This window comes from Nonomuraea sp. NPDC049646 (genome assembly GCF_044465525.1).
Taxonomy (GTDB): domain Bacteria; phylum Actinomycetota; class Actinomycetes; order Streptosporangiales; family Streptosporangiaceae; genus Nonomuraea.
In genome coordinates this window covers 334,746-360,098 of the sequence record NZ_JBITLU010000005.1, presented here as the reverse complement: position 1 = coordinate 360,098, position 25,353 = coordinate 334,746, and the positions used below count along the sequence as shown (strand labels likewise).

Here is a 25,353-nt window from a genome sequence, read left to right as displayed (position 1 = left end):
CTGGGAACCGAACCGGTCACCCATCGAAGGAGGGCACCTCATGACCATCCCCGGATTCGACCACCGCCGCGTGACCGTCGCCGACGGCGTCACGCTACACGCGGCCGTCGGGGGCTCGGGCAGCCCGATCGTGCTGCTGCACGGCTTCCCGCAGACCCACCTGATGTGGCGGCACGTGGCCGCCGACCTGGCCGCTGACCACACCGTCATCTGCCCCGACCTGCGCGGTTACGGCGCCAGCGACAAGCCGGCCGAGACCGGCCCGGACGTCTACTCCAAGCGGACCATGGCCGCCGACGTGGTGGCCCTGGCCGCGGCCCTCGGCCACGAGCGCTTCGCCCTGGCCGGGCACGACCGCGGCGCGCTGGTCGCCTTCCGCGCCGGCCTCGACCACCCGGCGGCGATCACCCACCTGGCCTGCCTCGACGTGCTGCCGACCCTCGACATGTGGGACGTCATGCGCGGCGTCACCGCCGCCGTCGGCTTCCACCTCTACCTCATGGCCCAGCCGCCCGGCCTGCCCGAGCAGCTCATCGGCGCGAGCCCGGACGCCTTCTTCGGCCACTTCCTCGACCTGTGGACCAACGACCCGGCGGCCATCCCGGCCGACGTGCGGGCCGCGTACCTGGACGCCTGCCGGGCCGCCGTGCCGTCCATCGTGGCGGACTACCGCGCCTCGGCCGGGATCGACGTCGAGCACGACCGCGCCGACCTGGCCGCGGGCAACCGGCTGGGCATGCCGGTGACCGTGCTCCAGCAGGACTGGGGCGCCGCCCTCGGTTACGACGCCGCGGCGGTGTGGCGGGCCTGGGCGCCCGACCTGCGGCACGACACGGTCACGAGCGGACATTTCATGGCCGAGGAGTCGCCCGCCGAGATCGCCAAGGCGCTCCGAGAGCTCGTGTCCCGGTAGCCGACCCTCCTGGTCAGGGGCCGTCTCGTAACTTAAAGTAATTGACATGTCACGGTAAGTTATTCGACAATGGCAGCGCCAAATGAGGTCGTCCTTCCGGCGGGAAAAGTACGGGCCGGAAAGCCGAGTACGCGACGGAGTAGAGGCGCTCGCCAGCATGTTGCACGCATTCATCGTCGGGATGGGCAGATCCGGCGCAGGGCTGCATCTGCCGTCCCTGACCAAGGTGCGCGAGGCGGCCCCCGGGCTGCTGGCGCCCGACCCGGTCGTCGTCCTCGACCCCCTCCTGCCGCCCGGCGGCGTGCGGGGCGCGGTGACGGCCGGGTCGCCCGAGGAGGCCGCCGCGCTGGCGCCGCCCGACCGGACCGTCGTGCACCTGTGCACCCCGCCGCACGTCAGGGCCGGGATGCTGGCCCGGCTGGCGCCGCTCGGCTACCGCAAGTTCATCGTGGAGAAGCCGCTCGCGCTCGACCTGGTCGGGCTGGCCGCCGTGGCCCGGGTGCGCCGGCGCTGGGGCCTCGACCTCACGGTCGCCACCCACTGGCTCGACAGCACGCTCACCGGCCGGCTGCGGGCGGCGATGCGCGCCGAGGAGTTCGGCCCCCTGCGGCAGATCCGGGTCGTGCAGAACAAGTCCAGGTTCACCCGCAGCGCGGCGCGTCCCGACGCCACCACGGCCTTCGACATCGAGATGCCGCACGCGCTCGCCGTGGTGCTCAGCCTGGCCGGCGGCGCCCGGATCTCGGCGGCGTCCTGGGAGGACATGGTCACCGAGCGCCTGCGGCTGCCCCGGCTCGGACGGGCCAGCCTGCGGCTCGACCACTACTCGGGCGTGCGCACGGAGATCGACTCCGACCTGACCTCGCCCGTACGGGAGCGGCGCATCACCCTGCACTTCGACCGCGGCACGCTCACCGGCCACTACCCGTGCAGCGACGCCGACCACACCGCCCAGCTCCGGGTGGCCACCGCCGAGGGCGAACGGCGCACGGTGTTCACCGACGACGCCCTGCCCGCCTTCCTGCTGGCCGCCTACCGCCGCTACGCCCGCGCCCGCCGCTCGCCCGGGGCACTGCCCGTCCAGGTCGACGCCGTGCGGCTGCTCACCGAGGCCAAGCACCTGTGCGCGGCGCACGAGCCGGGGCGTGAGGAGGCGCCGCGTGCAGGCACCACCTCCTGAGCTGGCCGGCATCGGCGACGAGGCCGCCCCCGACCTCGACGGACAGCTCGCCGCCGTGGGGGAGCTGGGCTGGAACCGGCTGGAGCTGCGCACGGTCGACGGCGTGCCGGTCGCCGCGCTCGGCGAGCAGGCGTTCCGGCACGCCGCGCGGCGGTTGCGCGAGGCGCGGGCCGAGGTCGTCGCGGTCGCCTCGAAGATCGGCGACTGGTCGCGGCCGGTGACCGGCGACTTCGCGCTCGACCTGGCCGAGCTCGACGTGCTGGCCCGCCGCTGCCCGGTGCTGGGCACGCGGCTGGTGCGGATCATGTCCTTCCCCTCGGGCGGCCTGCCCGAGCCCGAGTGGGGGCGAAGGGTCCGCCACCGGCTGCGCGAGCTGGCCCGCCGGGCCGAGGACGCCGGCCTGCTGCTGGTCCACGAGAACTGCGCCGGCTGGGCGGGCGACCGCGCCGACCGCATGCTGGAGCTGGTCACCGGCATCGGCAGCCCGGCGCTGCGGCTGCTGTTCGACATCGGCAACGGCGTCGCCCACGGCTACCCGGCGGCCCCGATGCTGCGCGAGGTCGTCCCGTACGTCGCGCACGTCCACGTCAAGGACGCCGTCACCGGGCCCGGCGGCGAGGTCGTCTACGTGCTGCCCGGCGAGGGGCGGGCGGGCGTCGCCGAGTGCCTGCGCCTGCTGTCCGCCCACGGTTACACCGGTGCCCTGTCCATCGAGCCGCACCTGCGGCTGCGCCCCCACCTCGACGACCCGGGCGCCGGCGACCGGGCCGCGTTCGTCCGGTACGGGCGGGCGCTGGAACGGCTGGTGGGGCAGGTCGATGGACGTTGACGCCGTGCCTCTCGACGCGGCGGAGCGCGACCTGCTGCTGAGGCTGCTGCGGCTGCCCACGGCGGGCCCGCTGGAGACCGGACCGGCCGGGCCGCCGCCGCGGCTGCGCGAGGCCCAGGAGCAGTACGCGCGGGCCGCCGCGGCGCTCGGCTTCCGAACCGTGCGGCACACCTCGGTGCGCCCGGCCGAGCTGGACCGCGCCGACGTCCCCGCACCCGTGCGCGAGGCCCTCGACCTCCCCGGCTTCCTGGACGGCCAGCCCAGCCTGGTGCTGCGGCTGGGCCCCGGCCTCCCGGCGTCCCGCACGGTGATGTTCAACGTGCATCTCGACACGGTCGCCGGCGGCGGACCGGCCGGCTTCGACGGCGAGCGCTTCCACGGCCGCGGCGCGATCGACGCCAAGGGCCCGGCCGTCGCGCTGCTGGCGGGGCTGCGGGCGGCGCGCGCGTGCCGTCCGGCCATCGGGCGCGAGGTCGGGGTGCTGATCCAGGCCGTGGCGGGCGAGGAGGGCGGGGCCATGGGCGTGCTCGGCACCCGTCCGCTCGTCGAACGCGGCTACGTCGGGCGGCTCAACGTCTTCTGCGAGCCCACCGGCGTACGGTTCCTGCCGCGCAGCACGGCCGCCGCGACCGCGCGGATCGTGGTGGACGGCGACCACGCCGTGGACGACCGCCCCGCCGCCGGGCACAACGCCACGGTCCTGCTCGGCTTCCTGGCCCAGCACCTGGCCAGGGCGCTCGACCCGGACACCGTGTGCGTGGCGGGCCTGCACACCGGCACCCGCCACAACCAGGTCTACGGCCGCGGCTCCCTCCTGCTCAACCTGCCCTACGCCACCCCCGCCACCGGACGCCGCCTCGAACGGGACCTCGCGCTGGCCCTGGACGACGGGCTCGCGGCCTTCGCGGCGGCCTTCGGCGGCACCGCCCTGTTCGCCAGGACCGCCCGCGACGCCAGGGCCGTCACCCGGCTGGAGTGGCGCAAGCGCGGCCTGCCCGTGCTCGACGACCGCGACGCGTGGGGGCACGCGCTCCTGCGCGACCGGGCCGGGATCCCGCCCTGGCCCGACGGGGAGCCGGCGTTCACCTGCGACGCCATCTGGATGGCGGGCGTCGGGGGCGCCTGCACGGTCGTCCTGGGGCCGGGCGACCTGGCCGGCAACAACGCCCATGCCGAAGGGGAGTTCGCGCGGGCCGCCGAACTCGCCGGGTTCGCCGCCGCCGTGGCCCGGCTGATGATCGCCTTCACCGACGACAGGATTGGACGACGAGCATGAACCCCACCGCCTCACCCGCGACGGACGCACCACCCCCGCAGCCGTACCCGCCGGTCCCGGCCGGCGCACCACCCGCGCAGCCGTACCCGCCGGTCCCGGTGGTCGCCCGGCCGGCGCGGGACGTCGTACGGGTGCGCCACGACGACCTGCTGGACTTCGTCGCCGCCGTGTTCACCACCCGCGGCCTGGCCCCGGAACGCGCCCGCGAGGCCGCCGCCGCGCTGTGCTACGGCGACCTCGTCGGCATGACCTCGCACGGCCTGGCCAACCTGACCCGGCTCTACCTGCCGCTGTTCGACGAGGGGCGGGCCGATCCGCTGGCCGAGCCGTCCGTGCTGGCCGACCGGGGCGCGGCCGTGCTGCTCGACGCCGATCGCGCCCTGGGCCTGTGGGCCGCCGGCCTGGCCATGGAGATCGCCGCCGGCCGCGCCTCGACGTACGGCGTCGGCCTGGTGTCCGTACGCGGCGGCACCCATTTCGGCTGCGCCGGGCACCACGCGCTGCGCGCGGTCGAGTACGGCATGGTCGGCGTCGTCGCGAGCAACTGCGGCCGCCAGCGCATCGCCAGGCCGCCCGGCGGCGCGGTGGCGATGCTGGGCACCAACCCGATCAGCGTCGCGGCCCCCGCGGGCGGGCACCCGCCGTTCGTGCTGGACATGAGCACCACCGCCATGCCCACCGGGCGGGTCAGGCAGGCCGCGCGGCACGGCGACGAGCTGCCCGAAGGGGTGCTGGCCGGCGACGACGGCGCTCCCGTGACCCATCCTGCCGCGTTCGACGAGGGGCGGGCGCACCTGCTCTGGCTGGGCGGCCAGGCGGGGCAGTACAAGGGCTTCGGGCTGGGGGTGGCGGTCGAGGTGCTGGCCGCGCTGGTGTCCGGCGCGGGTCTCGGCGCCCACCCCGACGCCCACGACGGCGACGGCGGCCCGAGCGGGCGCGACGACGACATCGGCTTCCTCGCCCTGGCCGTCGCGCCGGGGGCGCTGCGCGAGGGCGTGGAGGGCGACGCGGCCACGATGTTCGGCGCGCTGCTCGGCTGCCCGCCCGCCGGCCCCGGCGCGCCGGTGAGCTATCCCGGCTGGCACGAGCATCGCCGGGCCGAGGAGCACCGGCGCTCGGGCGTCCCGCTGGCCACGGACCTGTACGACGAGCTGGCCGCCCTCGCCGCCGCCACCGGGCTCGACGCCCCCGCCGTGGTGGTGGCGCGGTGAGCGCCCGGCTGCGCGTCGCGGTCATCGGGCTCGGCGTGATCTCGCGGTTCTACCTGGCGGCCCTGCACAGCTCGTCCGGGCTGCGGCTGGCCGCGGTGTGCGACACCGATCCGCGCGTCCTGGAGGGGCATCGCGTCCCGGGCTACCGCGACCACGTCCGGCTGCTGGAGGAGGAGCGGCCCGACGCCGTCGTGGTGACGGTCCCCAACGACCTGCACGCCCGGGTCTGCGCCGACGCGCTGGAGAGGCGCGTCCCGGTCTGCGTGGAGAAGCCGCTCGCCCTCGACGCCGCGCAGGGCAGGCGGCTCACGGACCTGGCCGCCAGCTCGGGCGTGCCGCTGTTCACCGCCTTCCACCGGCGCTACAACTCCGCCGTCGGACGGCTGCGCGCGGCGTGCGCGGGCGCCCGCGTCGAGGAGCTGACCGTGCGCTACCTGGAACGCATCGAGGAGCACGCGGGCGACGACTCCTGGTACCTGGACGCACGCCGCTGCGGCGGCGGCTGCGTCGCCGACAACGGGCCCAACGCCTACGACCTGGTGGACCTGCTGCTCGGCCCGGCGCACGTCGTCTCGGCGCACGTCGACCGGGACGCCGCCGGGGCCGACCGGCAGGCGGACGTCGAGCTGCGCGCCGGCGCGGCCCGCGCGCGCATCCTGCTCGACTGGTCCTACCCGGGCGAGCGCAAGGACCTGGAGGTGCGCCTGGCCGACGGCCGCACCCTGTACGCCGACATGCTGGCCGGCCACTCCGGCTTCAAGAACTCCCTGTGGCACGAGTACGAGGGCGTGCTGGCCGCCTTCGAACGCTCGGTGCGCTACGGCACCCCCGACGGCGAGGGCGGCCTGCCCGCCCTGCGCTTCGTCGAGGACGTCTACCGCCTGGAGAAGGCCGGCGCGGGACGGGGTGCCGCGTGAACCCCGACGAGGACGGCCCCAAGACCGCGGTCACCGGGACCCTGCTGAAGGTGCTGGTGCACCGCAGGCAGGACCGCGGCATGCGGCTCGAACCGCACGCCAGCCGGTGCGTGCGCGCCGGCGAGGTGCACGAGCTGGTCGCCACCGACCACACCGAGACCGACGCGGGCGCCAGGATCGACCGGGTCGCCTTCCTGGGCTTCGCCGAGATCGTCGCGGCCGGCGTGCTGGACCGGGGCGACGAGGTGTGGATCGGCGGGCGCCGGGTCGGGGTGGTGCTCGGCTTCGACGGCTGCCACCTGCCCAACCACTACAACGTGCTGATCCACAGCGACCCCGCCGTCACCGGACGGGAGCTGGGACTCATGCCGGGCGAGCCGCTGGTGTTCAGCCAGGCCCTCCCGGAGGACCCCGACGAGGGCGGCGCCCGCGTCCTCCGCTGGCCCCTGCTGTAGAGACCGTTCCAGAGACTTCCGATTACTTTCCGTGACCTCTGGTTTACCTTCGGTCACTCAGGGTAATCTGTTGATTGCGCACAGTAGTGGGAACCGCTCGTTTTCGAGCCCCACTAGAGGTCGCGTCCTTCCCCCTGATGATCCCCACCGACGGCGGGCGGGCGCGTGTCACGAAAGGACAGACAATGGCTGCGGGCACCAAGACGACCAGCCGGCTGGAAGAGCGCTTCCGGCTCTGGGACAACGACGGCTCCGGCGCGATCGAGCGCTCCGACTTCGAGAACGAGGCCGACGGCATCATCGAGGGCCTCGGCGTGCAGGGGACGCCGCAGGCACAGCAGCTGAAGCAGGCGTACCTGGCGATGTTCGACCACCTCGCGGGGGCGGTGGGCGCGTCGCGGCTCGACCAGGAGCAGTTCGTCCAGGCCGCCGAGCGCGAGATCATCAGCAAGGGTGACGCCGGGTTCGCCCAGGTCGTGCGCCCGACCATCCAGGCCATCGTCAACGTCCTCGACCGTGACGACGACGGCGAGGTCGACTCCTCCGAGATGGCCAAGTGGTTCGCGGCCATCGGGCTCGACGGCGAGGTCGCCGCCGAGGCCTTCCGGCAGATGGACACCGACGGCACCGGCAGACTCTCCGTCTCCGAGCTGGTCGACGCCGTCCGCGACTACCACCTCGGCAAGAACGACATCCCTCTGCTCGGCAGGTGACCTAGGCCCGAGCAGGCCGAAAGGGTCGCCCAGAGCCGCTGTCTCCGGGGCGGCTCCGCCGAGGGAGCCGTCCGGGGGCCTGGTCCCCGGGCGGCTCCGCCCGAAGAAGGGGCCGTCCGGGCCGCATCCCCGGGCGGCCCCGCCGCCACCACCGCATCAGGACGGGAACCTTGGAGAAAACGCTCTCTCCGCCCGGGGGATCGCCGACCCGCGCCGCCGCTCCCATCCCCTTCTTCTCCCAGGCCGCGACGTTCGACCGGCTGTGGAAGGAGATCCGCGCCGGGTGCGTCGACGTGCTGGACCGCGGCAGGTTCTCCCACGGCGCGAAGGTCGCCGAACTCGAACGCCGGCTCGCCCTGTGGACCGGCGCCGCGCACGTCGTCGGCGTCAACTCCGGCACCGACGCGCTGGTGCTGCTGCTGCGCGCGGCCGGCCTGCGACCCGGCGACCAGGTCATCGTGCCCGCCTACAGCTTCATCGCGACGGCCAGCTCCGTCGTGCTGGCCGGCGGCGTGCCGGTCTTCGCCGACATCGAGGAGCACGGCCACGGCATCGACCCGGCCTCCGTCGACGCCGTGGCCGGCCCGCGCACCACGATGGTCATGCCGGCGCACCTGTTCGACCGCCTGGCCGACCTGCGCGGCGTGTGCGAGGTGGCCCGGCGGCGCGGCCTGACCGTGCTGGAGGACAGCGCCGAGGCCATCGGCATGCGGCTCGACGGCACGCACGCCGGGCTCGTCGGCGCGGGCGGCGTGCTGTCGTTCTTCCCGTCCAAGACGCTCGGGGCCATCGGCGACGCCGGAGCGCTGCTCACCGACGACGACGGCATCGCCGAGACCGCGCGGGCGCTGCGCCACCACGGCCGCGGCGGCCGCACCCTCGACCACTTCCCCGGCATCGCCAACCCCACGATCCTGCCCGGCTGCAACAGCAAGATGGACGACCTCCAGGCCGCCGTCCTGCTGGCCAAGCTCGCCAGGCTGGACGCCGACATCGCCCGCAGGTCCGAGCTGGCCACCCGCTACGACGCGCGGCTGCGCGACGTGCCCGGCGTGCTGGCCGTGCCGGGCGCGGCGCCGCCGCACCCGGGCGGCAACCGGGTCTGCTACGTCTACCTCGTCGAGGTCGAGTCCCGCGACGCCCTGGCGGCGCACCTGGCCGCGGCGGGCATCGGCACCGAGGTCTACTACCCGGTCCCGCTGCACCTCCAGCCCTGTTTCGCCCACCTCGGCCACGTCCGGGGCGACTTCCCGAGGGCGGAGGCGGCCTGCGCGCGGGCGCTCGCCCTGCCGCTCTACCCCGACCTGTCCGACGCCGCGGCCGACCGGGTGTGCGACGAGATCGAGGGCTTCTACCGAGGGCGGCGCGGATGAGCCGGGTGCCGTTCTTCGCCGCCGACCTGTTCGAGGCCGACCGGGCGACGCTGCTGCGCACGGTCTACGCCGTCGGCACCGGCGAGGCCCAGAAGTTCATCCTGGGCGAGCACACCGCCCGGTTCGAACGCGAGCTGCGCCACCGTCTCGGCGCGGCCGACGTCGTGGCCTGCTCCAGCGGCACGTCCGCGCTCACGCTGGTGCTGGCCGCCATGGACGTGGGCCCCGGCGACGAGGTCGTGGTGCCCGCCTTCGGCTGCGCCCCGCTGGCCGCCACCGTCGTCGGCGCGGGGGCGCGGCCGGTGTTCGCCGACGTCGACCCCGTGACGCTCACCGCCGACCCCGCCGCCGCCGAGTCGCTGGTCACCGGGCGGACGAAGGCGGTGATGCCGGCCCACATGTTCTCCGTCATGGCCGACATGCCGCGCTTCCGCGACCTGGCCGACCGGCACGGCCTGCGGCTGGTCGAGGACTCCGCGCTGGCCCAGGGCGGCACGCTGGGCGGGCGGCCCGCCGGCCGGTGGGGTGACGCGGGCGTCTACTCGTTCGTGCAGGTCAAGACGTTCGGCATGCCGGGGGAGGGCGGGGTGGTGATCACCGACGACCCGGCCCTGGCGGCGCACGTACGGATGCTGCGCAACCACGGCCAGGACGGCGCCCGGCGTTTCCACCACCGCCGCGTCGGCCACAACAGCCGCTTCGACGAGGTGATGGCGGCCTTCCAGCTCCACCGGCTGGCCGGCCTGGACGACCGCCTGTCGCGCCGGGCCGAGATCGCCTCCTACTACTCCCGGCGTTTCGAGCCCCTGGCGGAACGCGGGATCGTGGCACCGCCCGTCGGAGGGGACGGGCGGTTCCCCTACGTCTACACCGTGCTCACCGAGCACCGGGACGCGCTGGCGGCCCACTTGGCCGCCCACGACATCGCCACCCACGTCTACTACCCGCGCACGCTGCCCGCCCAGCCGGCCTTCGCCCGCTTCGCGCCGCCCGGCGCGTCCTGGCCGGCGGCCGAGTCGGCCGCCCGGCGCAACCTGTCGCTGCCGCTGCACCCGCGGCTCGCCGACGCCGAGGTCGAACGGATCGCCGACGCGGTCTGCGCGTTCGCCCACGGCTCCCCGCAGGAGAACCCATGACCGACCAGGTGGTCACCCGCGGCCTCGGCCCCTACGCGCGGCTGGCCAAGCTCGACATCTACGACTACTACCTCGGCCTGCCGCTGGTGTGGTCGCTGCTGCCCGTGGCCGGGCGGTGGCAGCCGTACGCGGTGGGCCTGCTGCTGTCCGTGCTGATCGCCGAGGCGGCCGTGGTGGCCGCGATGGTCGGGTTCGACGACATCACCGGCCACCGCGACGGCAGCGACGCGGCCAACTACTCCTCCGACGCCGCCCGGCGCAGACTGGCCCGCAAACCGCTGGTCGCCGGCACGCTCACCGAGCGGCAGGCGCTGCGCTTCGCCTGGACGGCCACCGCGATCAGCGCCGTGCTCTGGGCCGCGGTCGTGGCCGCCGCCCCCCACCGGCCCGCCTGGGTGGTCGTGACGGCGGCGGCGTGCGTGGTCGCGGCCGTCCAGTACTCCTGGGGGCTCAAGCTCAGCTACCGGGGGTTCCAGGAGCTGTTCCTCGTCGGGCTCGGCGTGGGGTGGGTGCTGGTGCCGTACGGGCTGCTGACCGGGCAGGCGAGCGGGTTCGTGGCGGTGCAGGCGGTGCTCTTCGGGCTCGGGCCCATGATCTTCGGCCTGTACTCCAACACCAACGACGCCCGCGGCGACCGGGAGGCCGGGCGGTTCACCGTCGCGGCGCGGACGTCCCCGCGGGCCAACGCCGCCTTCGTCACCGCGGTGAGCGCGGCCGAGAGCCTGGTCGTGGTGTGGGCCGTGGCCGCCGGGGTCGCGCCCTGGTGGTTCCTGGGCGTGCTCGTGCCGCTGGTCTCCCTCCGCGTGACGCAGCTCGTGATCGGGTTCGTCCGCGGGGACGTGCTGCGGGCCCGGCGGGTGGCGATCCGCACCCACCGCGTCACCGTCGGCGTGCTGATCCTGGCCAACCTGGTCCTGGCATGAACGTGGACGTCGCGGTGGTGGGCGCCGGGCCGGCCGGCCTGGCGGCGGCGTACGAGCTCAACCGGGCCGGGCTCGCGGTCCGCGTCCTGGAGGCGGCCGAGGCGGTGGGCGGCCGGATGCGCACGCTGCGGGCGCGGGGCTGCCTGATCGACACCGGCGCCGAGATGCTGCCGTCCGCGGACGGCTACCCGGCCACCTGGCGGCTGATCAGGGCGCTCGGCCTCGACGCGGCGGCCGTGCCGAGGGTGCGCGACGCCGTCGGCGTGTGGCGCGACGGGCGCGTCCATCCGCACGTCGGCCGCCCGCTCGGGCTGCTCACCGGCGCGGGCCTGCCGCCGCGCGCCCGCCTCGACCTGGCACGCCTGCGCCTCCGCCTGGCCCGCGGCGGTCCGGGCCCGGAGGCCACCGTCGCCGACCTGGTCGGGAAGTACCATCCCGACCTGCGCGCCTTTCTCGTCGAGCCGCTGGTCGCCGGGTTCTTCGGCTGGGACGCCGGGCGCTCGTCCGCCGCGGTCTTCGCCGAGCACCTGACGACCGCCGGAAGCACCGCCACCTGGCACACCTACCGCGACGGCATGGACACCCTGGCCAGGGTGCTCGCCGCCGGGCTCGACGTGGTCACCGGGCACGAAGTGACAGGGGTGGTCCCGTGCCCGGGAGGGGTGCGGCTGGAGTCGCCGCGGGGGAGCGTGAGCGCGCGGGCGGCGATCCTGGCCGTGCCCGCCCCCGTGGCGGCCCGGCTGCACCCCGGCGCCCCGCCGGAGGAGCGGGCGTACCTGGAGGCGTGCACGTACGCGCCCATGCTGCGGCTCAGCCTCGTCCTGTCCCGGCCGGCGGCGCCCGGTTGGCGCGGGTTCGCCACGCTCGTGCCCGCGGCCGAGGACCCCGTCCTCAACGTGATCACCGTCGACCACCACAAGCACCCGGGCCGGGCCCCCGCCGGTACCGGGCTCATCTCGCTCATCACCTCGCCGCAGGGCACGGCCGCGCTCATGGGGGAGCGCGACGAGAAGGTCGCCGACCAGCTCGTCGGGCGCGCCGAGCGGTTCGTGCCCGGCCTGGCCGGCCGGGTGGCCCGCTTCCACGTGCACCGCTTCCCGCACGGTCTGCCGGAGGCGACGCCGCGGGCGGTGGCGCTGCGGGCGGCGTTCGAGGGGCGTCCCGGGGCGGCGGTCGACTACGCCGGCGACTGGGTCGCCCTGCGGCCGTGCAGCGAGGGCGCGGTCGCGGCGGGGGAGCAGGCCGCCGCGCGGGTGCTCGCCCGCCTGTCGTAGCCGCCCGCCCGCCGGGGCCGCCCGCCTGTCAATGACGTACGCGCATGGAGAGAAAGCAGATGGCCTTCTTCACCCGGCCCATCGAGTTGGGCACCCTTTTCGACGACCTCGCCGAACGCGGACGCAGGACCGGCGTGCACGTGAGCCGTCCCCTGGACATCGCCCCCCACCTCGGCACCGACCTGGACCTGCCGGACCTGGCCGAGCTGGTCAGGGAGGCGGCCGGCTGGCTGGCCGCCGCCGGCGCGCGCCGGGGCGACCGGGTCGCCGTCGTCAAGCGCAACCACTGGGACTACGTGCTGCTGTCCTGCGCCGCCGCGCGCATCGGGGCGGTGCCCGCCACGCTGTCCGCCGACCTGCCGCCCGACGTGCTGGAGATCCTGCTCAAACGGCTGGAGCCGGCGCTGCTCGTCACCGACTCCGCCCTGGCCGCCCGGCCCGGTGTGGCCGTCCACGCGCCGCGCACCCTGATCCTCGACGGCACGGCGAAGGGACTGCTGTCGCTGGACGACGTCCGCGGCTGGGCCGTGCCGCCGGTGCAGCGGCCCGCGCTGGACGACCCGCTGGCCGTCATGCACACCTCGGGGACGACCGGGGTGCCCAAACTCGTCGTGCACTCCACCCGGACGCTGCTGCGCCGCCTGGCCGGGTTCGAGGCCCACCGGTGGCCGGTGCTGGGCAGCCGTCCGGACGACGTGGTGGCGAGCGCCATCTCCTTCGCCCACGGCCGGGCCCTGGCCTGGACCGCGAGCGTGCTGTGGCTCGGCCCCGCCAAGGTGCTGGCCGTCTCCGCGCCCGGCTGGGAGGAGGCCGGCCCGTTCCTGGCCCGGCACCGGCCCACGACGCTGGAGGCGCTGCCCGCCACGTACGTGCGGTGGCAGCGGCGCACGCTCGGCGAGGCCGGCCCGTTCGCGCGGGTGCGCCTGTACATCAGCACGTTCGACGCCGTGCACCCGCCCACCGTGCGCGCCTTCCTGAACGCCACCCGGCGCCGGCGGCCGGTGTGGATGCAGGGCTGGGGGCAGAGCGAGACCGGGCCGCTGACCTTCCGCCTGCTCACCCGCCGGTCCATGGCCGACGACGACGGCCGCCACCCCACCACGCGCGACCTCGGACGTCCGGTGCCCACGCGGACCCGGCTGCGGGTGGTGGACCGCGAGACGTTGCGTCCGCTGCCGCGCGGCGCGACCGGGCTCGTGGTCTGCCGCACCAAGGCCCTGTGCCTCGGGTACGTCGGCGAGCAGGAACGGTGGCTGGGCAAACGGCTCGGCGGGTGGTGGCACACCGGGGACGTCGGGGCGCTCAGCCGTACCGGCCGGGTGCGGTTCGTGGACCGGGAGACCGACACGATCCCCGGCGCGAGCTGCGTGGAGCTGGAGGACGTGATCGACGACCGGCTGCCCGAGGTGCTGGAGTGCGTGATCCTGGGCGTCCCCGGGCGGCCTTCCGTGCCGGTCGTGGTCACCGAGGACGGCGGCCTCGACCGCGACGCGTGGCGGCGGGCCGTCGCCGACCTGCCCGAGCTGGCCGACCCCGTCGTGATCACCTGGGAGCAGGTCCCCCGCACCGGCACGGGCAAGGTCCGCAGAACGGCGCTGCGCGAGCTGCTGGGCGAGACCCCCGACACCTACGGCACCGGGCGGTGGACGTGAGGACGGGGTCGCGGGCCGCCGGCCGGTCCGTCGCCGAGCGGGAGGCGGTCGCCTGGCCGCTGGCGGGCGTGGTCGTGCGGGCACGCGGCGAGTCGGTCGCATTGCGGGTGGCCGTCCAGCGGTTGTGCGCGCTGGGCTGCGAGGTCAGGTTCGACGGCGCGCCGCCGCCGGACGGGGCGCCCGCCGGGTGGCTGGGGGTCACGTCCGCGCCGTTCGGCAGGCCGGGGGAGGCGCTGCCGGAGTGCGGGATCGGCTGGTCGGGGCCGGTCGGGGTGACGATGGCGGACGAGCGCGACGTGCAGGCGGCCTGCGGGATCGCCCACGTGCACGGGCGGGCCGCCGGAGGGCCGAGGGCGCTGCGCCTGGACTACGCGTCGGTGTGCGCGGGGGTGCTCACCGCCCAGGCGGTCACGGCGGTCCTGCTCGCCCTGCTGCGGGGCGGGCCCGCGCTGGCGGCGCGCACGTCCGTCGCGCAGGCGGCGCTGCTCGCGCTCACCCAGTACATCGCCGTCGCCACCTGTGAGCGCTCCGACCCGCCCCTCTCCGCGGGACGCGCGCCGTCCCCGGGAGAGGGACGGGTGCCGCCGTTCCGGTCGGCGGACGGGGTGCCGTTCGAGATCGAGACGTTCGACGCGGAGCGCTGGCGGCTGTTCTGGGACCTGCTCGGCGCCGAGCCGAGGGCCGCGGCGGCGGGCTGGCCGCCGTTCCAGCAGCGGTTCGCGACGGCGACCTGCGCGCTGCCGGCCGGGCTTGGCCGGACGGCCGCCGCCGCCGGTTACCGGGACGTCGTGGCGGCCGCCGCGGAGGCCGGCGTCAGCGTGCTGCCCGTACGGGACGCCGACGCGCCGCTGGCGCCCCCGCCCGCCTCGCCCTGGCGGCTGCGCGCGCTGGCCGAGGCCGCAGGGGAGCCGTCCGTCCTGCCGCCGCTCGACCGGGACGCCCGGGGCCCGCTGGCCGGGCTGCTCGTCGTGGAGTCCACCAACCGGGTGCAGGGGCCGCTGGCCGGGCACGTGCTCGGCCTGCTCGGCGCGGACGTCGTCCGCCTTGAGCCGCCCGGCGGGGACCCGCTGCGCGGCGTGCCGCCGATGGCGGGGCCGACCTCGGCCCGGTTCCTCGCGCTCAACCGCGGCAAACGCGCCCTCGAAGCCGACCTGAAGTCCGCCGCAGGACGCCGGGCCGCCCTGCGCCTGATCGCCTGCGCCCACGTGTTCCTGCACAACTGGCCGCCCGGCCGGGCCTGCTCGTACGGGCTCGACCACGACGACCTCGCGCCCGTCCGGCCGTCCCTGGTGTACGCGCAGGCCGGGGGGTGGGCCGAGGCGCTGCCCGCGCCGCAGCCCATGGGCACCGACTACCTGGTGCAGGCCTACAGCGGGGTGGCGGCGCGGCTGGCCGGGCCCGGCGAGCAGCCCGCGCCGTCCCTGATGACGCTCACCGACGTGCTGGGCGCGCTGATCAGCGCAGAAGCCGTCGTCGCGGCGCTGGTGGCGCGCGCCCGCACCGGCGCCGGCGTGCGCGCGGGGACGGCGCTCATCGACGCGGCCCGCCTGCTGCGCGCCACCCCGTCCGGGACGCCGCCGGCCGGCCGGGAGGCCGCCTCCGTGACGGATCTGGCCGCCATGGCCGACGACCCCGCCTTCGACCGGGTGCTCGACCGCACCCCGCAAGCCGCCTACAGCCGTGCCCCCTGGACGTTCGCGCCAGCCCCCCACCACGAGGAGGCCCTCTGAATGCGTACCGAACCCCTGCCCTGGACGTCGGCCAACGGGATCGTCCTTGCCGACCGCGTGCCCGCGGGCGTGCGCGCGGCCTGGACCGCCCGCGGCCTGTGCCCCGGCCTGGACCTGTACAGCCTGTTCAGCCGGCACGTGCGGCGCACGCCGGAGCGTGAGGCGGTCGCCGACGAGACCGGCTCGCTCGACTTCGCCGCGCTGGACGCCCGCGTCCGCCGGGCCGCCGCCGCGCTGGCCGCGGCCGGGCGGGGCACGGCCGACATCATCGCCGTCCTGCTGCCCAACGGGCGCGACGCGGTGGCGGCCGAGCTGGCGGTGGCCGCCGTCGGCGCGGTGGCCCTGCCCATCCCGCACACGCGGGGACGGCGCGACATCGCGGGCCTGCTGAACCGGTCCCGGGCGGCCGCGCTGATCACCGTGCCCGAGCTGGCCCTGGGGTTGCGGGCCGGGCTGCCGTACCTGGAGCAGACGTGGACGTTCGGCCCGCCCATGCCGGGCACCCGATCGCTCGACGAGGTGGCCGGGCAGGACGTCCGCGCGTGGCGGCCCGCGTGCCCGGACGCCGAGTGGCCCGCCCGGATCCTGCTCTCCTCCGGCACCGAGTCCGAGCCCAAGATGGTCGCCTACTCCCACAACGCCATGGCCGGCGGCCGGGGCGCCTACCTGCGGGCCGTGCTGGGCGAGGACGGGCCCACCCGCAACCTGCTGCTGGTCTCGCTGGCCTCCTCGTACGGCTCCTGCGGCACCTCCGTCCTGCTGGCCCGGCACGGCGGCACGCTGATCCTGCGCGCCCGTTTCGACGCCGCCGACGCGTTGCGCGCCGTCGAGCGGCACCGCCCCACCCACCTGTACGGCGTCCCGACGATGCTGCGCCGCATGGCCGACTCGGCGGCCGAGGCTGACCTGTCGTCGCTGCGCCGCGTCGTCAGCAGCGCCCAGCCCCTGCACGGCGAGGCCAGGCAGGCGTGCGCCCGCCGCTTCGGCGTGCCGCTCGTCAACGTGTACGGCTCCACCGACGGCGTCAACTGCCACACCGGCCGCGCCCCGGACCGGTGGGCCCCCGGCCTGGCCGGAACCCCGGACCCCGCCGTCGCCGAGATCACCATCCGGGACGCCCAGGGCGAGCCGGCGCCGCCGGGCGAGCCGGGCGAGATCTGGGCACTCGGCCCGATGACCCCCCTGTGCTACGTCGCCGCCCCCGACCTGGACGACCGCTACCGCGCCCCCGGCGGCTGGGTCCGCACCGGCGACCTGGGCCGTCTCGACGCCGACGGCACGCTGTGGGTCCTCGACCGGATCAAGCGCGTCGTGATGCGCGGCGGCCTCAGCATCTCCCCGGCCGAGGTGGAACGCGAGCTCAGCGCCCATCCCGACGTCGCCGACGCCTTCTGCGTCCCGGTGCCGGACGACGACCTGGGGGAGCGCATGTGCGCCTGCGTGTCGCCGCGGCCCGGCGCCAGACCGCCGTCCCCGGCCGAGCTGATCGTCTACCTGCGCGAGGAACGCGGCCTGGACCGGCGCAAACTTCCCGAACGGTTCCTCTGGCTGCCCGAACTGCCGCTCGGACCGACCGGCAAGGTCTGCGCCGCCACCCTCACCCGCCTGGCCGCGCAGTCGGCGGTGCCCGTCCCGCGCAGCCCGATGAGGAGCGGCCGATGAGCCGGACCGCCTACGTGTTCGGCGACCGCCGCGACCACGTCGCCGAGCAGCACCGCTGCCTGGAGCTGGCCTACGACCCGATGACCATCGAACGCCTGGCCGAGGCGGGCGTCGGGCCCGGCATGCGGTGCCTGGAGGTGGGCGCGGGCGGCGGCAGCGTGGCGGAGTGGCTGGCCCGCCGCGTCGGATCGGCCGGGAGCGTGCTGGCCACCGACATCGAGCCCGCCTTCGAGCCCGTCGCCCCACGGCTGGAGGTGGTCAGGCACGACATCGTCCGCGACCCGCTGCCGGAGGCCGCGTTCGACGTGGTGCACGCGCGGCTGGTGCTGCTGCTCCTGCCGGAGCGGCTGGCCGTGCTCGACCGGCTCGTCCGGGCGCTGCGGCCGGGCGGCGTGCTGCAGCTCGACGAGTTCGACATCACCTACGGCCCCGGGCTGCTGACGCCCGACCCGGCCTCGGCCGAACTCTACGAGACGTTCATGCGGGCCAAGATCCGCGTGATGACGCGCGCCGGGGTGGACGTGGCCTGGGGACGTCACGCGGCGGCGGCGATGCGGCGGGCCGGGCTGACCGGCGTCGACCCCAGGCCCCGGGTGGAGCTGTGGGACGCGCGCTCGCCGGGGGCGCGGCTGGTCGCCCACCACACCAGGCACCTGCGCGACCGGTTCGCCGAGGAGGGCCTGACCGACCGGCAGCTGGCCGACGTGCGCGCGCTGCTGGCCCATCCGGACTTCCGCGCCACCTCGTGCGTGACCTACTCCGTGCAGGGCCGCCGTCCCCTGGAGGTGGCGTGATGCGCATCGACCTGCACGGCGCCGCGCCCGGCGTGCACGCCGCGATGGCCCGCTTCGACGCCGCCGCGAGCCGGGAGCTCGATCCCGCGCTCGCCGAGCTCGTCCGGGTGCGGGCCTCGCAGCTCAACGGCTGCGCGGTCTGCCTCGGCATGCACACCCGCGCCGCCCTGGAGGCCGGCGAGGACGCCGAACGCCTGCACGCCCTCGCCCTCTGGCGCGACAGCACCCTGTTCACCGGGCCCGAACGCGCGGCGCTGGCGCTCACCGAGTCGATGACCAGGATCTCCGAGGCCGGGGTGCCGCAGGAGGTGTTCGACGCCGTCCGCGAGCACTTCGACGAGACCGCGCTGGCCCACCTGCTGTGGACGATCGCCGCCATCAACGTCTGGAACCGGGTGGCGATCGCCGCCGGTCCGCCCGCCGGATAGGCGGCGGCTGTGGCACGATCGAGGCATGCGATCCCGTACGGAGGTGGCCTTAGCGGGCCTGATCGTGCTCACGCTGACCGCCGGTTGCGCCGACCCGGCGACCCAGCGGGTGTCCCTGATGAACGACCCGTCCCCGCCACCGTCCGCCAGCCTGGCGCCGGCCATGCCCCGCGTCGCCACGGACTCCCCGGCCGTCGGGCCGACGCCGGTCCCGTCCGGGCCCACTCCGAGCGCGACCGGGCCGGTCATCCCGACGGGGGCTCCGGTCGCCTCGCTGGCCGAGCCCATGGCGACGGGTGCGCCCCTGAAGGCGGCCGGCCCGCCGCGCTTCTTCGTCACTGTGGGGGCGCCTGGTGTTTCGTCCGGCCCCACCCCGAGTGGGGAGCCCGCGCAGGTGCCGCCCGTCGTGAACGACGCCGCCACCGGCGCGTTCGTGGCGGCCGTGCCGCGGCCCAAGGCGGGCCCCTCCGGCTGGGAACTGGTCGCCGCCGCGCCGGACAACCGCACGTTCGCGCTGGCCGGGGGGACCGTCGGCAAGCCGTTCCGGTTCTTCCTCGTCCGGCTGGACGAGAACGGGCAGCCGGGTGAGCCGCGGCTCGTGCCTGAGGTCGAGCCCGAGCTCGATCGGGTCGTGGCGCTGGCCCTGAGCCATGACGGCACCAGACTCGCCTACGCCTGTGACGTCGCCGGAGGCGGCGCCAAGGTGGCCGTCCTCGACGTCGCCACCGGCCGGCGCCACGAATGGATCACCTACGGCAAGCTCATGGGTCTGGCCTGGGCGCCGGACGGGCGCCGCGTGGCGACAACTGGGCTCGGATGGGGGATCGGCCTGCTCGATCTGGCCGCCGGAGGGTCCGACCTGCGGAAGGCGTCGCGGCTGCTCCGATCGTCCATGGAGGTGCCGCTGCCGCAGTCGATCGCCTTCACGCCCGACGGCGGCGCGCTGCTCTACACGGCCGGGCACAACGTCGACCGGCTGTCTCTGGACGGTGGGGAGCCGCGGCTCGCGGCACGGCCGGAGGTGCCGCAGGGCGCGCCGCCGGGTCCGCGGTTCAGCATCGACGGCAGCGGCCGGCACCTCATCTACACGCACGACTGGCGCGCCTACCGGATTGCTCTCGCCGACGGTTCGGCGTCTTCGATGCCGATCGACACGGGGAGCACGCAGCCGAGAGAGGGGCGATCGGCGGTCGTCGCCTGGTGAGGGGTCAGGTGCCGAGGTGCTGGGCCTCGTGTTGCCACTGGTCGCGGGGCTGGGTGTGCAGGCGCCAGTAGTGCTCGGCGATGTCGTCGGGGTCGAAGGCGGTGCCGGGGGCGACCACGCCGCCCACGGTGACGCCGGCCACGTGCACGCCGTCCGCGCCGTACTCCTGGTCGAGCAGGGTCACCAGGGTCCGGACGCCGGCCTTGCCCAGTGACAGGCTCACGTAGCCCGGCTTGGGCTGCGGCATGCCGCCCGTGACGATGAACGTGCCGCCGCCGCGCCCGGCCATCCCCGGCGCCACGTGGGCGGCGGCGGTGAGCGCCCCGACGACGTTGACCGCGTACGCGTCGAGCTGGGCCCGCGCCGGCAGCTCCCCGGGCCGGTCGGCCTGGACGATCGCGGCGTTGTAGACCACGACGTCGGGCGGCCCCAGCTCGGCGGCCGCCTTGTCGAGCGCGGCGCGCAGCGCGTCCTCGTCGGCGCTGTCGGCGATCGCCGTGGCGACCGGCACCCCGTAGGCGGACAGGGACGCCGCCGCCGACTCCACCGTCCGCGCGCTGCGCGCGATCAGGCCGACCGGCAGCCCCTCGGCGGCGAACCGGCGCGCCACCGCCTGCCCGATCCCCGGCCCCGCCGCGATGATCACTGCTCCGGACACCTTCATCTCCCATCTGTAGTGGCGACAATGGGGACGATAAAGGGTCACATCCATGTGAAGGTCAACCCGGAGGCTCCATGCGAATCGGCGATCTCGCCCGGCAGACCGGAGTGAGCCGCAGGCTGCTGCGCTACTACGAGGACCAGGGCCTGCTCAAACCGCTGCGCCTGCCGAACGGCTACCGCGAGTACGCCGAGACCGACGTCGCCGAGGTGCGCCACATCCGCGCGCTGCTCGACGCCGGCCTGCCCACGTCGGTCATCACCAGGGTGCTGCACTGCGTCCACGACGACGGCGCCGAGATGGTGCCCTCCTCCTGCCCCGAGATGATGGCCAACCTCAACCGCGAGCGCGCCCGCATCAGCGGCGAGATCAGCCGCCTGGCGGCCTCGCGGAAGGCGCTCGACTCCATGCTCGCCATCGCCCGCGAGCCTGCAGAAGGGCGGCGTCCGCCCAGGTGAGAGGATGGACAGCATGGATCAGGGGGCCATCCGGACGATGAGTCGCGAGGAGTGCCTGACGCTGCTGTCCACGGTTCCGGTGGGGCGGGTGGCGTGGGCGCGGCCGGGCGGCACGATCATCGTCCTGCCGGTGAACTTCACGCTCGACGCCGACACCGTCGTGTTCCGGATCCCGCCGGGCCGCATCCTGGAGGCGATCGAGCACCGCGTGCCGATGGCGTTCGAGATCGACGACATGGAGCCGGCCATGCGCACCGGGTGGAGCGTGCTGGTGACCGGCGTCGCGGAGGTCGTCCGGGATCGGGAGGAGGCCGGGCGGCTGGAGCGGCTGACCGGCGCGCCCTGGCCGGAGCTGGCCGATCCGGTGCTCGTCCGGCTGCCGTTGCACCGCGTCTCCGGGCGCCGGCTGCCGCTGCACCCGGGCGGGGTGGTGGTCGAGCGCCTCGGCGAGGAGGCGTGAGGCCGCGGCGGCTCACACCGGTGGGACGAGCGTGAAGTAGCGGTCGAGCAGGGCCCGGTCGCCGCGGACGTCGAGCCGGTCGGCGGGCAGCCGGTGCCACAGGTGCAGCAGCAGGTCGGAGGCCGTTCCGGCCACCTCGACGGCGGCCTTCGAGTCGCCGGTGAGCCGGACGTCGTCGCCGTCGAAGCACACCGCCCACACCCCCGGCCCGTCGCTCTGGCGGAACAGGTAGCGCTCGCCCGCGCCGGGCGGGGCCTGGGTCCAGGACCGGCGGGCCGGGGCCATCACCTCGAAGACCTGGGTGACGGCGTCGGCGGCGAACGCGGCGTCGATGGGGGCGGCGGCGCCGAGCGCGTTCTCGGCGTCCCAGCGGTGGACGGCCGCCTCGATGGCCTGCATGCGCTGCCAGAACCCGACGGTCTGCGCGGCGGACCACGTCCAGGCGGGGTCGCCGGGCGAGGCGGCGGCGAAGAGCGCGGCGAGCCGCGCGGCGCCTTCGGCGAACCAGTCGAGCACGGCCGGGGGCACCGGCCCGGTGTTGGGGGCGCGGTCGGGGTGGGGCCAGTCGCCGAAGTCCGCCGGCAGGCCGAGGACGGCGAGGTCGGCGGGGTCGGGCAGCCCGGGAAGGCGCTCGTCGATGACCGCGTGCACGTGCCGGTGCACCGCGCCGAGGTGGATGACCAGGTCGGCGACCGACCACCCGGGACAGGACGGCACGAGGGGCGCGCCGCCCGACGCGGTCGCCCGCCGTGCGGCCGCCTCGAACGCCCGCACCTCTCGCTGGAAGTGCGCGACATGATCCATGGGCTCGCTCCGATCAGCTAGGTGCGGACGTCGGATGACGTTATGCGCGGGACGGAACGGCTCGAAACTGTACCGGTCAGCCGGTACAGTAACGGCCATGCCACGACCCAGTTCCAAGGACCGGCTGCTCGACGCCGCCGCCGACGTGCTGCTGACGGAAGGCGCGGAGTCGCTGACGCTGGAGGCGGTCGCCCGGCGGGCGGGCGTGTCCAAGGGCGGCCTGTTCTACCACTTCCCGACCAAGCAGGCCCTGGTCGCCGCCATGGTCGCGCGGCTGACCGACGCCTTCGACCAGGCGCTGGCGGCGGCGGGCGGCCGGCCGGGCGACTTCCTGCGGGCCTACGTCCGGGCCACGATCCCCGAACGGCACACCGCCTCCGTCCCGGCCGACCGGGTCACCGTCGCGCTCCTGGCGGGCGTGCTGGTCGACCCGGCCGGGCTGGAGCCGCTGCGCGAGCGGTTCGCCGCCTGGCAGGCCCGGCTGGCCGACGACGGCATCGACCCGGCCGCCGCGACCGCCGTCCGGCTGGCGGTGGACGGGTGGTGGGCCGCCCGCCTGCTCGGCCTCGGCGAACCCGGCCCCGGCCTGCACGAACCCACCCGCCGCTACCTGATGGAGGCCATCGACCGTGCTGCGCGCGACTAAGGCGTTGATGGTGCTGACGGACCTAGGCTTCGTGGCCTACTTCACGATCACCGGTCTCGGCCTGATCCCGCCCGAGTGGGCCTTCGCCGACTATGCCGATCCGCTGATGGCCGACTGGAACTGGTCGTTCCTCTGGATCGACCTCCTGGCCAGCGCCACCGGCCTGACCAGCCTGGGGCTGCTGCGCCGGCGCTCGCCCGCGGGCGAGCCGCTGATGCTGGTCTCGCTGGTGCTGACGGCGGCCTCGGGGCTGATGGCGATCGCCTTCTGGACGCTGCGCGGCGACTTCTCGCCCGCCTGGTGGATTCCCAACCTCTACCTGCTGATCTTCCCGCTGCCGGCCATCGCCGCGCTCACCGCCCGGGGAAGAAGTCCGCGCCCTGGACGTATTCCATCGCCTTGACGAACCCGGGGTCGGTCAGGCGGCGCTCGGCCTCCTCGGCCGAGACGTCCTCGACGCGGGTCTGGAACCACCACAGGTTGCCCCACGGGTCGCGCACCCGGCCGACGAGGTCGCCGAAGAACAGGTGCGTGACCTCGGTGACGGACGTGCCGCCCGCCTCGACCGCGCGGCGGTGGGCGGCGGCGGCGTCCGGCACGTACAGGCGCAGGAAGGCGGGCGTCGAAGGCCATTCGGGCCGGGCGTCGAACATCATCACCACGGCGTCCCCGATCCGCACCTCGGCGTGCTGGACGTCGCCGTCGGGGCCCGTCACCCGGCCCAGCTCGACGGCGTCGAAGGCGGCCCTGAGCCAGTCGATCAGCCCGGCCGTGTCCCGCGAGATGATCCACGGCGTCACGGTGGTGTAGCCCTCGGGGATGGGGTTGACGGTCATGAGGTGCCTCCTCGTTCGGTGCGTCGAGACGACATTAGGAGGCCAGTAGGTCAACTCCTGTCCTACATCGGCGGCATTCTTGGACGCATGACGTCCTTGCGGTTGCTGAGCCTGCTGTCGCTGCTCCAGACCCCGCGCGAATGGCCGGGCGGCGAGCTGGCCGAGCGGCTCGGGGTCAGCCGCCGCACGGTCCGGCGCGACGTCGAGCGGCTGCGCGACCTCGGCTACCCGGTGGTGGCCACCATGGGCGCGGACGGCGGCTACCGGCTGGTCGCGGGCGCGGCCATGCCGCCGCTGCTGCTGGACGACGAGGAGGCCGTGGCCATCGCCGTGGGCCTGGTCACCGCGGCCCGGCATCCCGTGCAGGGCATCGAGGAGGCGTCGGTGCGCGCGCTGGCCAAGCTGGAGCAGGTGCTGCCGTCCCGGCTGCGTCACCGGGTGGCCTCGCTGGGCGCGGCGACCGTCCCGCTGCCCGGCGCCGAGGGGTTCGACGTCGATCCCGGCCGGCTCACGACGCTGGCCATGGCCGCCGCCAACCGCGAACGGGTGCGCTTCCGGTACCGGGCGGCCGACGGCGCGCAGAGCGCCCGGCTGGTGGACCCGTACCGGCTGGTGGCGGCCGGGCGGCGCTGGTACCTGCTGGCCCACGACCACGACCGGGACGACCGGCGGCTGTTCCGCGTCGACCGCATGGACGACGTACGGGCCACGGGCGCGCGGATCACCACGACCGAGCCGGCGGACCCGGCCGCGTACGTCGCCGCCAAGCTGTACTCGGGCGCGCCCACGTACGAGGCGGTGGTGACCCTGCACGCGCCCGCCGAGGCCGTGGCCCGCGCGATCCCCGGCGAGCTCACCCCGCTGGACGCGGCCACCTGCCTCCTGCGCGCCTCCGCCGACACCCTGGACTGGCTGGCCATCCGGCTGATCGCGCTCGGCTGCGAGTTCGAGGTGCACGAGCCGCCCGAGCTCGTCGCCCATCTTCAGGGGCTGGCCGCCCGCCTCACCCGCGCGAGCGCGCCAGGAACTCCAGCACCAGCGGGCTCGCCACCTCGCGGAACTCCTCGAAGTAGGCGTGCCGCGCCCCCTCGATGAGCCGCAGCTCCGCCCCCGGGATGCGCCCGGCCAGCAGCGGGGCGTTGGCGGCCGGGTTGAACACGTCGTCGGCGCCGTGCACGACCAGCGTCGGCGCGGCGATGGCGGGCAGCACGGCCCAGGCGTCGTGCCCGGCGCTGGCGGCCAGGTGGCGGCGGCGCGCGTGGGCGGGCATGCCCGGATCGCCGACCGTCCGGTACGGCCCCGGATGCGTGGCCAGCCAGCCCGGCGTGTACATCAGCTCCAGCAGCGCCCGCCCGGCGGCGGCCCGGTCCGGCTGCGCGAGCGCCCGGCGCACGTCGGCGCCGCGTTCGAGGCCGTGGACGCCGCCGGGCGAGGTGCAGCCGAGCACGAGCGCCCCCACCCGGCCGGGGTGGTCGGCGGCCAGCCACTGGGCCACCCGGCCGCCCATCGACGTGCCGTAGACGTCGGCGCGGGCGACGCCCAGCTCGTCGAGCACGGCCAGCACGTCTTCCGCGAACCCGCGGGTGGTGTAGGGCTCGTCGGGCTTGTCGCTGTCGCCGGTGCCGCGGTAGTCGAAGGTGATCGTGCGGTGGGCGCGGTCGAAGTCGTCGCGTACGGGGTCCCACCAGCGGTGGTCGTTGGCCTGGCCCTGGAGCAGCACGAGCGCGGGGCCGCTGCCGCGGACCTGGTAGGACAGCTTGACGCCGCCCGTCGTCATGGCGAAAGGCACGCCTTCGATGGTGCCACGGCGACGGTCGT

The 25,353-nt window shown here is 75.6% G+C and carries 27 protein-coding genes; 23 read left to right on the top strand and 4 right to left on the bottom strand.

Going from position 1 to position 25,353, the window contains the following annotated elements; translation table 11 throughout:
* Positions 1 to 40: 40 nt before the first annotated feature.
* From ACIBQ8_RS17250 to ACIBQ8_RS17165, 18 genes are all read left to right on the top strand, one after another.
* On the top strand, positions 41 to 913 hold the full coding sequence (locus tag ACIBQ8_RS17250) for an alpha/beta fold hydrolase (protein ID WP_397176670.1): 873 nt from the start codon (positions 41 to 43) through the stop codon (positions 911 to 913).
* A gap of 157 nt (positions 914 to 1,070) precedes the next feature.
* On the top strand, positions 1,071 to 2,093 hold the full coding sequence (locus ACIBQ8_RS17245) for an oxidoreductase (RefSeq protein ID WP_397192383.1): 1,023 nt from the start codon (positions 1,071 to 1,073) through the stop codon (positions 2,091 to 2,093).
* Positions 2,074 to 2,922 carry a sugar phosphate isomerase/epimerase family protein gene (locus tag ACIBQ8_RS17240; protein ID WP_397176674.1) on the top strand — a complete coding sequence of 283 codons (849 nt, stop codon included), beginning with the start codon at positions 2,074 to 2,076 and terminating at the stop codon, positions 2,920 to 2,922. The genes ACIBQ8_RS17245 and ACIBQ8_RS17240 overlap by 20 nt, the downstream gene beginning before the upstream one ends.
* A complete protein-coding gene (locus ACIBQ8_RS17235; RefSeq protein WP_397192382.1) occupies positions 2,912 to 4,198 on the top strand; it encodes a M20/M25/M40 family metallo-hydrolase in 1,287 nt (428 codons plus the stop codon). Before ACIBQ8_RS17240 ends, ACIBQ8_RS17235 begins: the two co-directional genes overlap by 11 nt.
* Positions 4,195 to 5,409, top strand: a complete 1,215-nt coding sequence (locus tag ACIBQ8_RS17230; protein ID WP_397192381.1) for an Ldh family oxidoreductase — start codon at positions 4,195 to 4,197, stop codon at positions 5,407 to 5,409. Before ACIBQ8_RS17235 ends, ACIBQ8_RS17230 begins: the two co-directional genes overlap by 4 nt.
* On the top strand, positions 5,406 to 6,326 hold the full coding sequence (locus tag ACIBQ8_RS17225) for a Gfo/Idh/MocA family protein (RefSeq protein ID WP_397192380.1): 921 nt from the start codon (positions 5,406 to 5,408) through the stop codon (positions 6,324 to 6,326). Before ACIBQ8_RS17230 ends, ACIBQ8_RS17225 begins: the two co-directional genes overlap by 4 nt.
* Positions 6,323 to 6,781: a DUF6917 domain-containing protein gene (locus tag ACIBQ8_RS17220; protein WP_397176679.1), complete on the top strand. Its 459-nt coding sequence runs from the start codon at positions 6,323 to 6,325 to the stop codon at positions 6,779 to 6,781. Before ACIBQ8_RS17225 ends, ACIBQ8_RS17220 begins: the two co-directional genes overlap by 4 nt.
* A 185-nt stretch (positions 6,782 to 6,966) precedes the next feature.
* A complete protein-coding gene (locus ACIBQ8_RS17215; RefSeq protein WP_397176680.1) occupies positions 6,967 to 7,494 on the top strand; it encodes an EF-hand domain-containing protein in 528 nt (175 codons plus the stop codon).
* Positions 7,495 to 7,664: 170 nt separating this feature from the next.
* Entirely contained in the window at positions 7,665 to 8,867 is a 1,203-nt protein-coding gene (locus ACIBQ8_RS17210) for a DegT/DnrJ/EryC1/StrS family aminotransferase (RefSeq protein WP_397192379.1), read from the top strand.
* Positions 8,864 to 10,003: a DegT/DnrJ/EryC1/StrS family aminotransferase gene (locus ACIBQ8_RS17205; RefSeq protein ID WP_397176683.1), complete on the top strand. Its 1,140-nt coding sequence runs from the start codon at positions 8,864 to 8,866 to the stop codon at positions 10,001 to 10,003. Before ACIBQ8_RS17210 ends, ACIBQ8_RS17205 begins: the two co-directional genes overlap by 4 nt.
* A complete protein-coding gene (locus ACIBQ8_RS17200) occupies positions 10,000 to 10,926 on the top strand; it encodes a UbiA family prenyltransferase (protein WP_397176685.1) in 927 nt (308 codons plus the stop codon). The genes ACIBQ8_RS17205 and ACIBQ8_RS17200 overlap by 4 nt, the downstream gene beginning before the upstream one ends.
* Positions 10,923 to 12,200: a protoporphyrinogen/coproporphyrinogen oxidase gene (locus ACIBQ8_RS17195; RefSeq protein WP_397176686.1), complete on the top strand. Its 1,278-nt coding sequence runs from the start codon at positions 10,923 to 10,925 to the stop codon at positions 12,198 to 12,200. The genes ACIBQ8_RS17200 and ACIBQ8_RS17195 overlap by 4 nt, the downstream gene beginning before the upstream one ends.
* A gap of 44 nt (positions 12,201 to 12,244) precedes the next feature.
* Positions 12,245 to 13,852 (top strand): AMP-binding protein, encoded by a 1,608-nt coding sequence (locus ACIBQ8_RS17190; RefSeq protein ID WP_397192378.1) that lies wholly within the window; start codon positions 12,245 to 12,247, stop codon positions 13,850 to 13,852.
* A complete protein-coding gene (locus ACIBQ8_RS17185) occupies positions 13,843 to 15,582 on the top strand; it encodes a CoA transferase (RefSeq protein WP_397192377.1) in 1,740 nt (579 codons plus the stop codon). Before ACIBQ8_RS17190 ends, ACIBQ8_RS17185 begins: the two co-directional genes overlap by 10 nt.
* On the top strand, positions 15,583 to 17,244 hold the full coding sequence (locus ACIBQ8_RS17180) for a class I adenylate-forming enzyme family protein (protein ID WP_397192376.1): 1,662 nt from the start codon (positions 15,583 to 15,585) through the stop codon (positions 17,242 to 17,244).
* Complete coding sequence (locus ACIBQ8_RS17175; protein ID WP_397192375.1) at positions 17,241 to 18,038, top strand: class I SAM-dependent methyltransferase; 798 nt, start codon at positions 17,241 to 17,243, stop codon at positions 18,036 to 18,038. Before ACIBQ8_RS17180 ends, ACIBQ8_RS17175 begins: the two co-directional genes overlap by 4 nt.
* A complete protein-coding gene (locus ACIBQ8_RS17170; RefSeq protein WP_397192374.1) occupies positions 18,038 to 18,466 on the top strand; it encodes a carboxymuconolactone decarboxylase family protein in 429 nt (142 codons plus the stop codon). Before ACIBQ8_RS17175 ends, ACIBQ8_RS17170 begins: the two co-directional genes overlap by 1 nt.
* 25 nt (positions 18,467 to 18,491) lie before the next feature.
* Positions 18,492 to 19,670, top strand: a complete 1,179-nt coding sequence (locus ACIBQ8_RS17165; protein WP_397192373.1) for a hypothetical protein — start codon at positions 18,492 to 18,494, stop codon at positions 19,668 to 19,670.
* 4 nt (positions 19,671 to 19,674) lie between these two features.
* Here the strand turns inward: ACIBQ8_RS17165 and ACIBQ8_RS17160 are convergent, their stop codons facing one another.
* On the bottom strand, positions 19,675 to 20,328 hold the full coding sequence (locus ACIBQ8_RS17160; protein ID WP_397192372.1) for an SDR family NAD(P)-dependent oxidoreductase: 654 nt from the start codon (positions 20,326 to 20,328) through the stop codon (positions 19,675 to 19,677).
* A 77-nt stretch (positions 20,329 to 20,405) separates the two neighbouring features.
* Here ACIBQ8_RS17160 and ACIBQ8_RS17155 point away from each other — a divergent pair, with 77 nt between their 5' ends.
* Both ACIBQ8_RS17155 and ACIBQ8_RS17150 read left to right on the top strand, forming a co-directional pair.
* Positions 20,406 to 20,789: a MerR family transcriptional regulator gene (locus ACIBQ8_RS17155; RefSeq protein WP_397176699.1), complete on the top strand. Its 384-nt coding sequence runs from the start codon at positions 20,406 to 20,408 to the stop codon at positions 20,787 to 20,789.
* Between the two features lie 4 nt (positions 20,790 to 20,793).
* A complete protein-coding gene (locus tag ACIBQ8_RS17150; RefSeq protein ID WP_397192371.1) occupies positions 20,794 to 21,249 on the top strand; it encodes a pyridoxamine 5'-phosphate oxidase family protein in 456 nt (151 codons plus the stop codon).
* 12 nt (positions 21,250 to 21,261) lie between these two features.
* On the opposite strand, the gene ACIBQ8_RS17145 is transcribed toward ACIBQ8_RS17150, so the two are convergent.
* On the bottom strand, positions 21,262 to 22,053 hold the full coding sequence (locus tag ACIBQ8_RS17145) for a maleylpyruvate isomerase family mycothiol-dependent enzyme (protein WP_397176702.1): 792 nt from the start codon (positions 22,051 to 22,053) through the stop codon (positions 21,262 to 21,264).
* 97 nt (positions 22,054 to 22,150) lie between these two features.
* Between ACIBQ8_RS17145 and ACIBQ8_RS17140 the strand changes: the two genes are divergently transcribed.
* Together ACIBQ8_RS17140 and ACIBQ8_RS17135 are read left to right on the top strand one after the other, a co-directional pair.
* Positions 22,151 to 22,699, top strand: coding sequence for a TetR/AcrR family transcriptional regulator (locus tag ACIBQ8_RS17140; protein WP_352326247.1), 549 nt, complete (start codon positions 22,151 to 22,153; stop codon positions 22,697 to 22,699).
* On the top strand, positions 22,683 to 23,102 hold the full coding sequence (locus ACIBQ8_RS17135; RefSeq protein WP_397176703.1) for a DUF5360 family protein: 420 nt from the start codon (positions 22,683 to 22,685) through the stop codon (positions 23,100 to 23,102). Before ACIBQ8_RS17140 ends, ACIBQ8_RS17135 begins: the two co-directional genes overlap by 17 nt.
* Here the strand turns inward: ACIBQ8_RS17135 and ACIBQ8_RS17130 are convergent.
* Positions 23,053 to 23,535, bottom strand: coding sequence for a VOC family protein (locus ACIBQ8_RS17130; protein ID WP_397176705.1), 483 nt, complete (start codon positions 23,533 to 23,535; stop codon positions 23,053 to 23,055). The genes ACIBQ8_RS17135 and ACIBQ8_RS17130 overlap by 50 nt on opposite strands.
* Positions 23,536 to 23,622: 87 nt before the next feature.
* Between ACIBQ8_RS17130 and ACIBQ8_RS17125 the strand changes: the two genes are divergently transcribed.
* The gene (locus tag ACIBQ8_RS17125; RefSeq protein WP_397192370.1) at positions 23,623 to 24,630 is read left to right on the top strand and encodes a helix-turn-helix transcriptional regulator; all 1,008 of its coding nucleotides are present in this window, start codon (positions 23,623 to 23,625) and stop codon (positions 24,628 to 24,630) included.
* Here the strand turns inward: ACIBQ8_RS17125 and ACIBQ8_RS17120 are convergent.
* Positions 24,539 to 25,324 (bottom strand): alpha/beta fold hydrolase, encoded by a 786-nt coding sequence (locus ACIBQ8_RS17120; protein WP_364341222.1) that lies wholly within the window; start codon positions 25,322 to 25,324, stop codon positions 24,539 to 24,541. The two genes, ACIBQ8_RS17125 and ACIBQ8_RS17120, sit on opposite strands and share 92 nt — an antisense overlap.
* Positions 25,325 to 25,353: the final 29 nt, after the last annotated feature.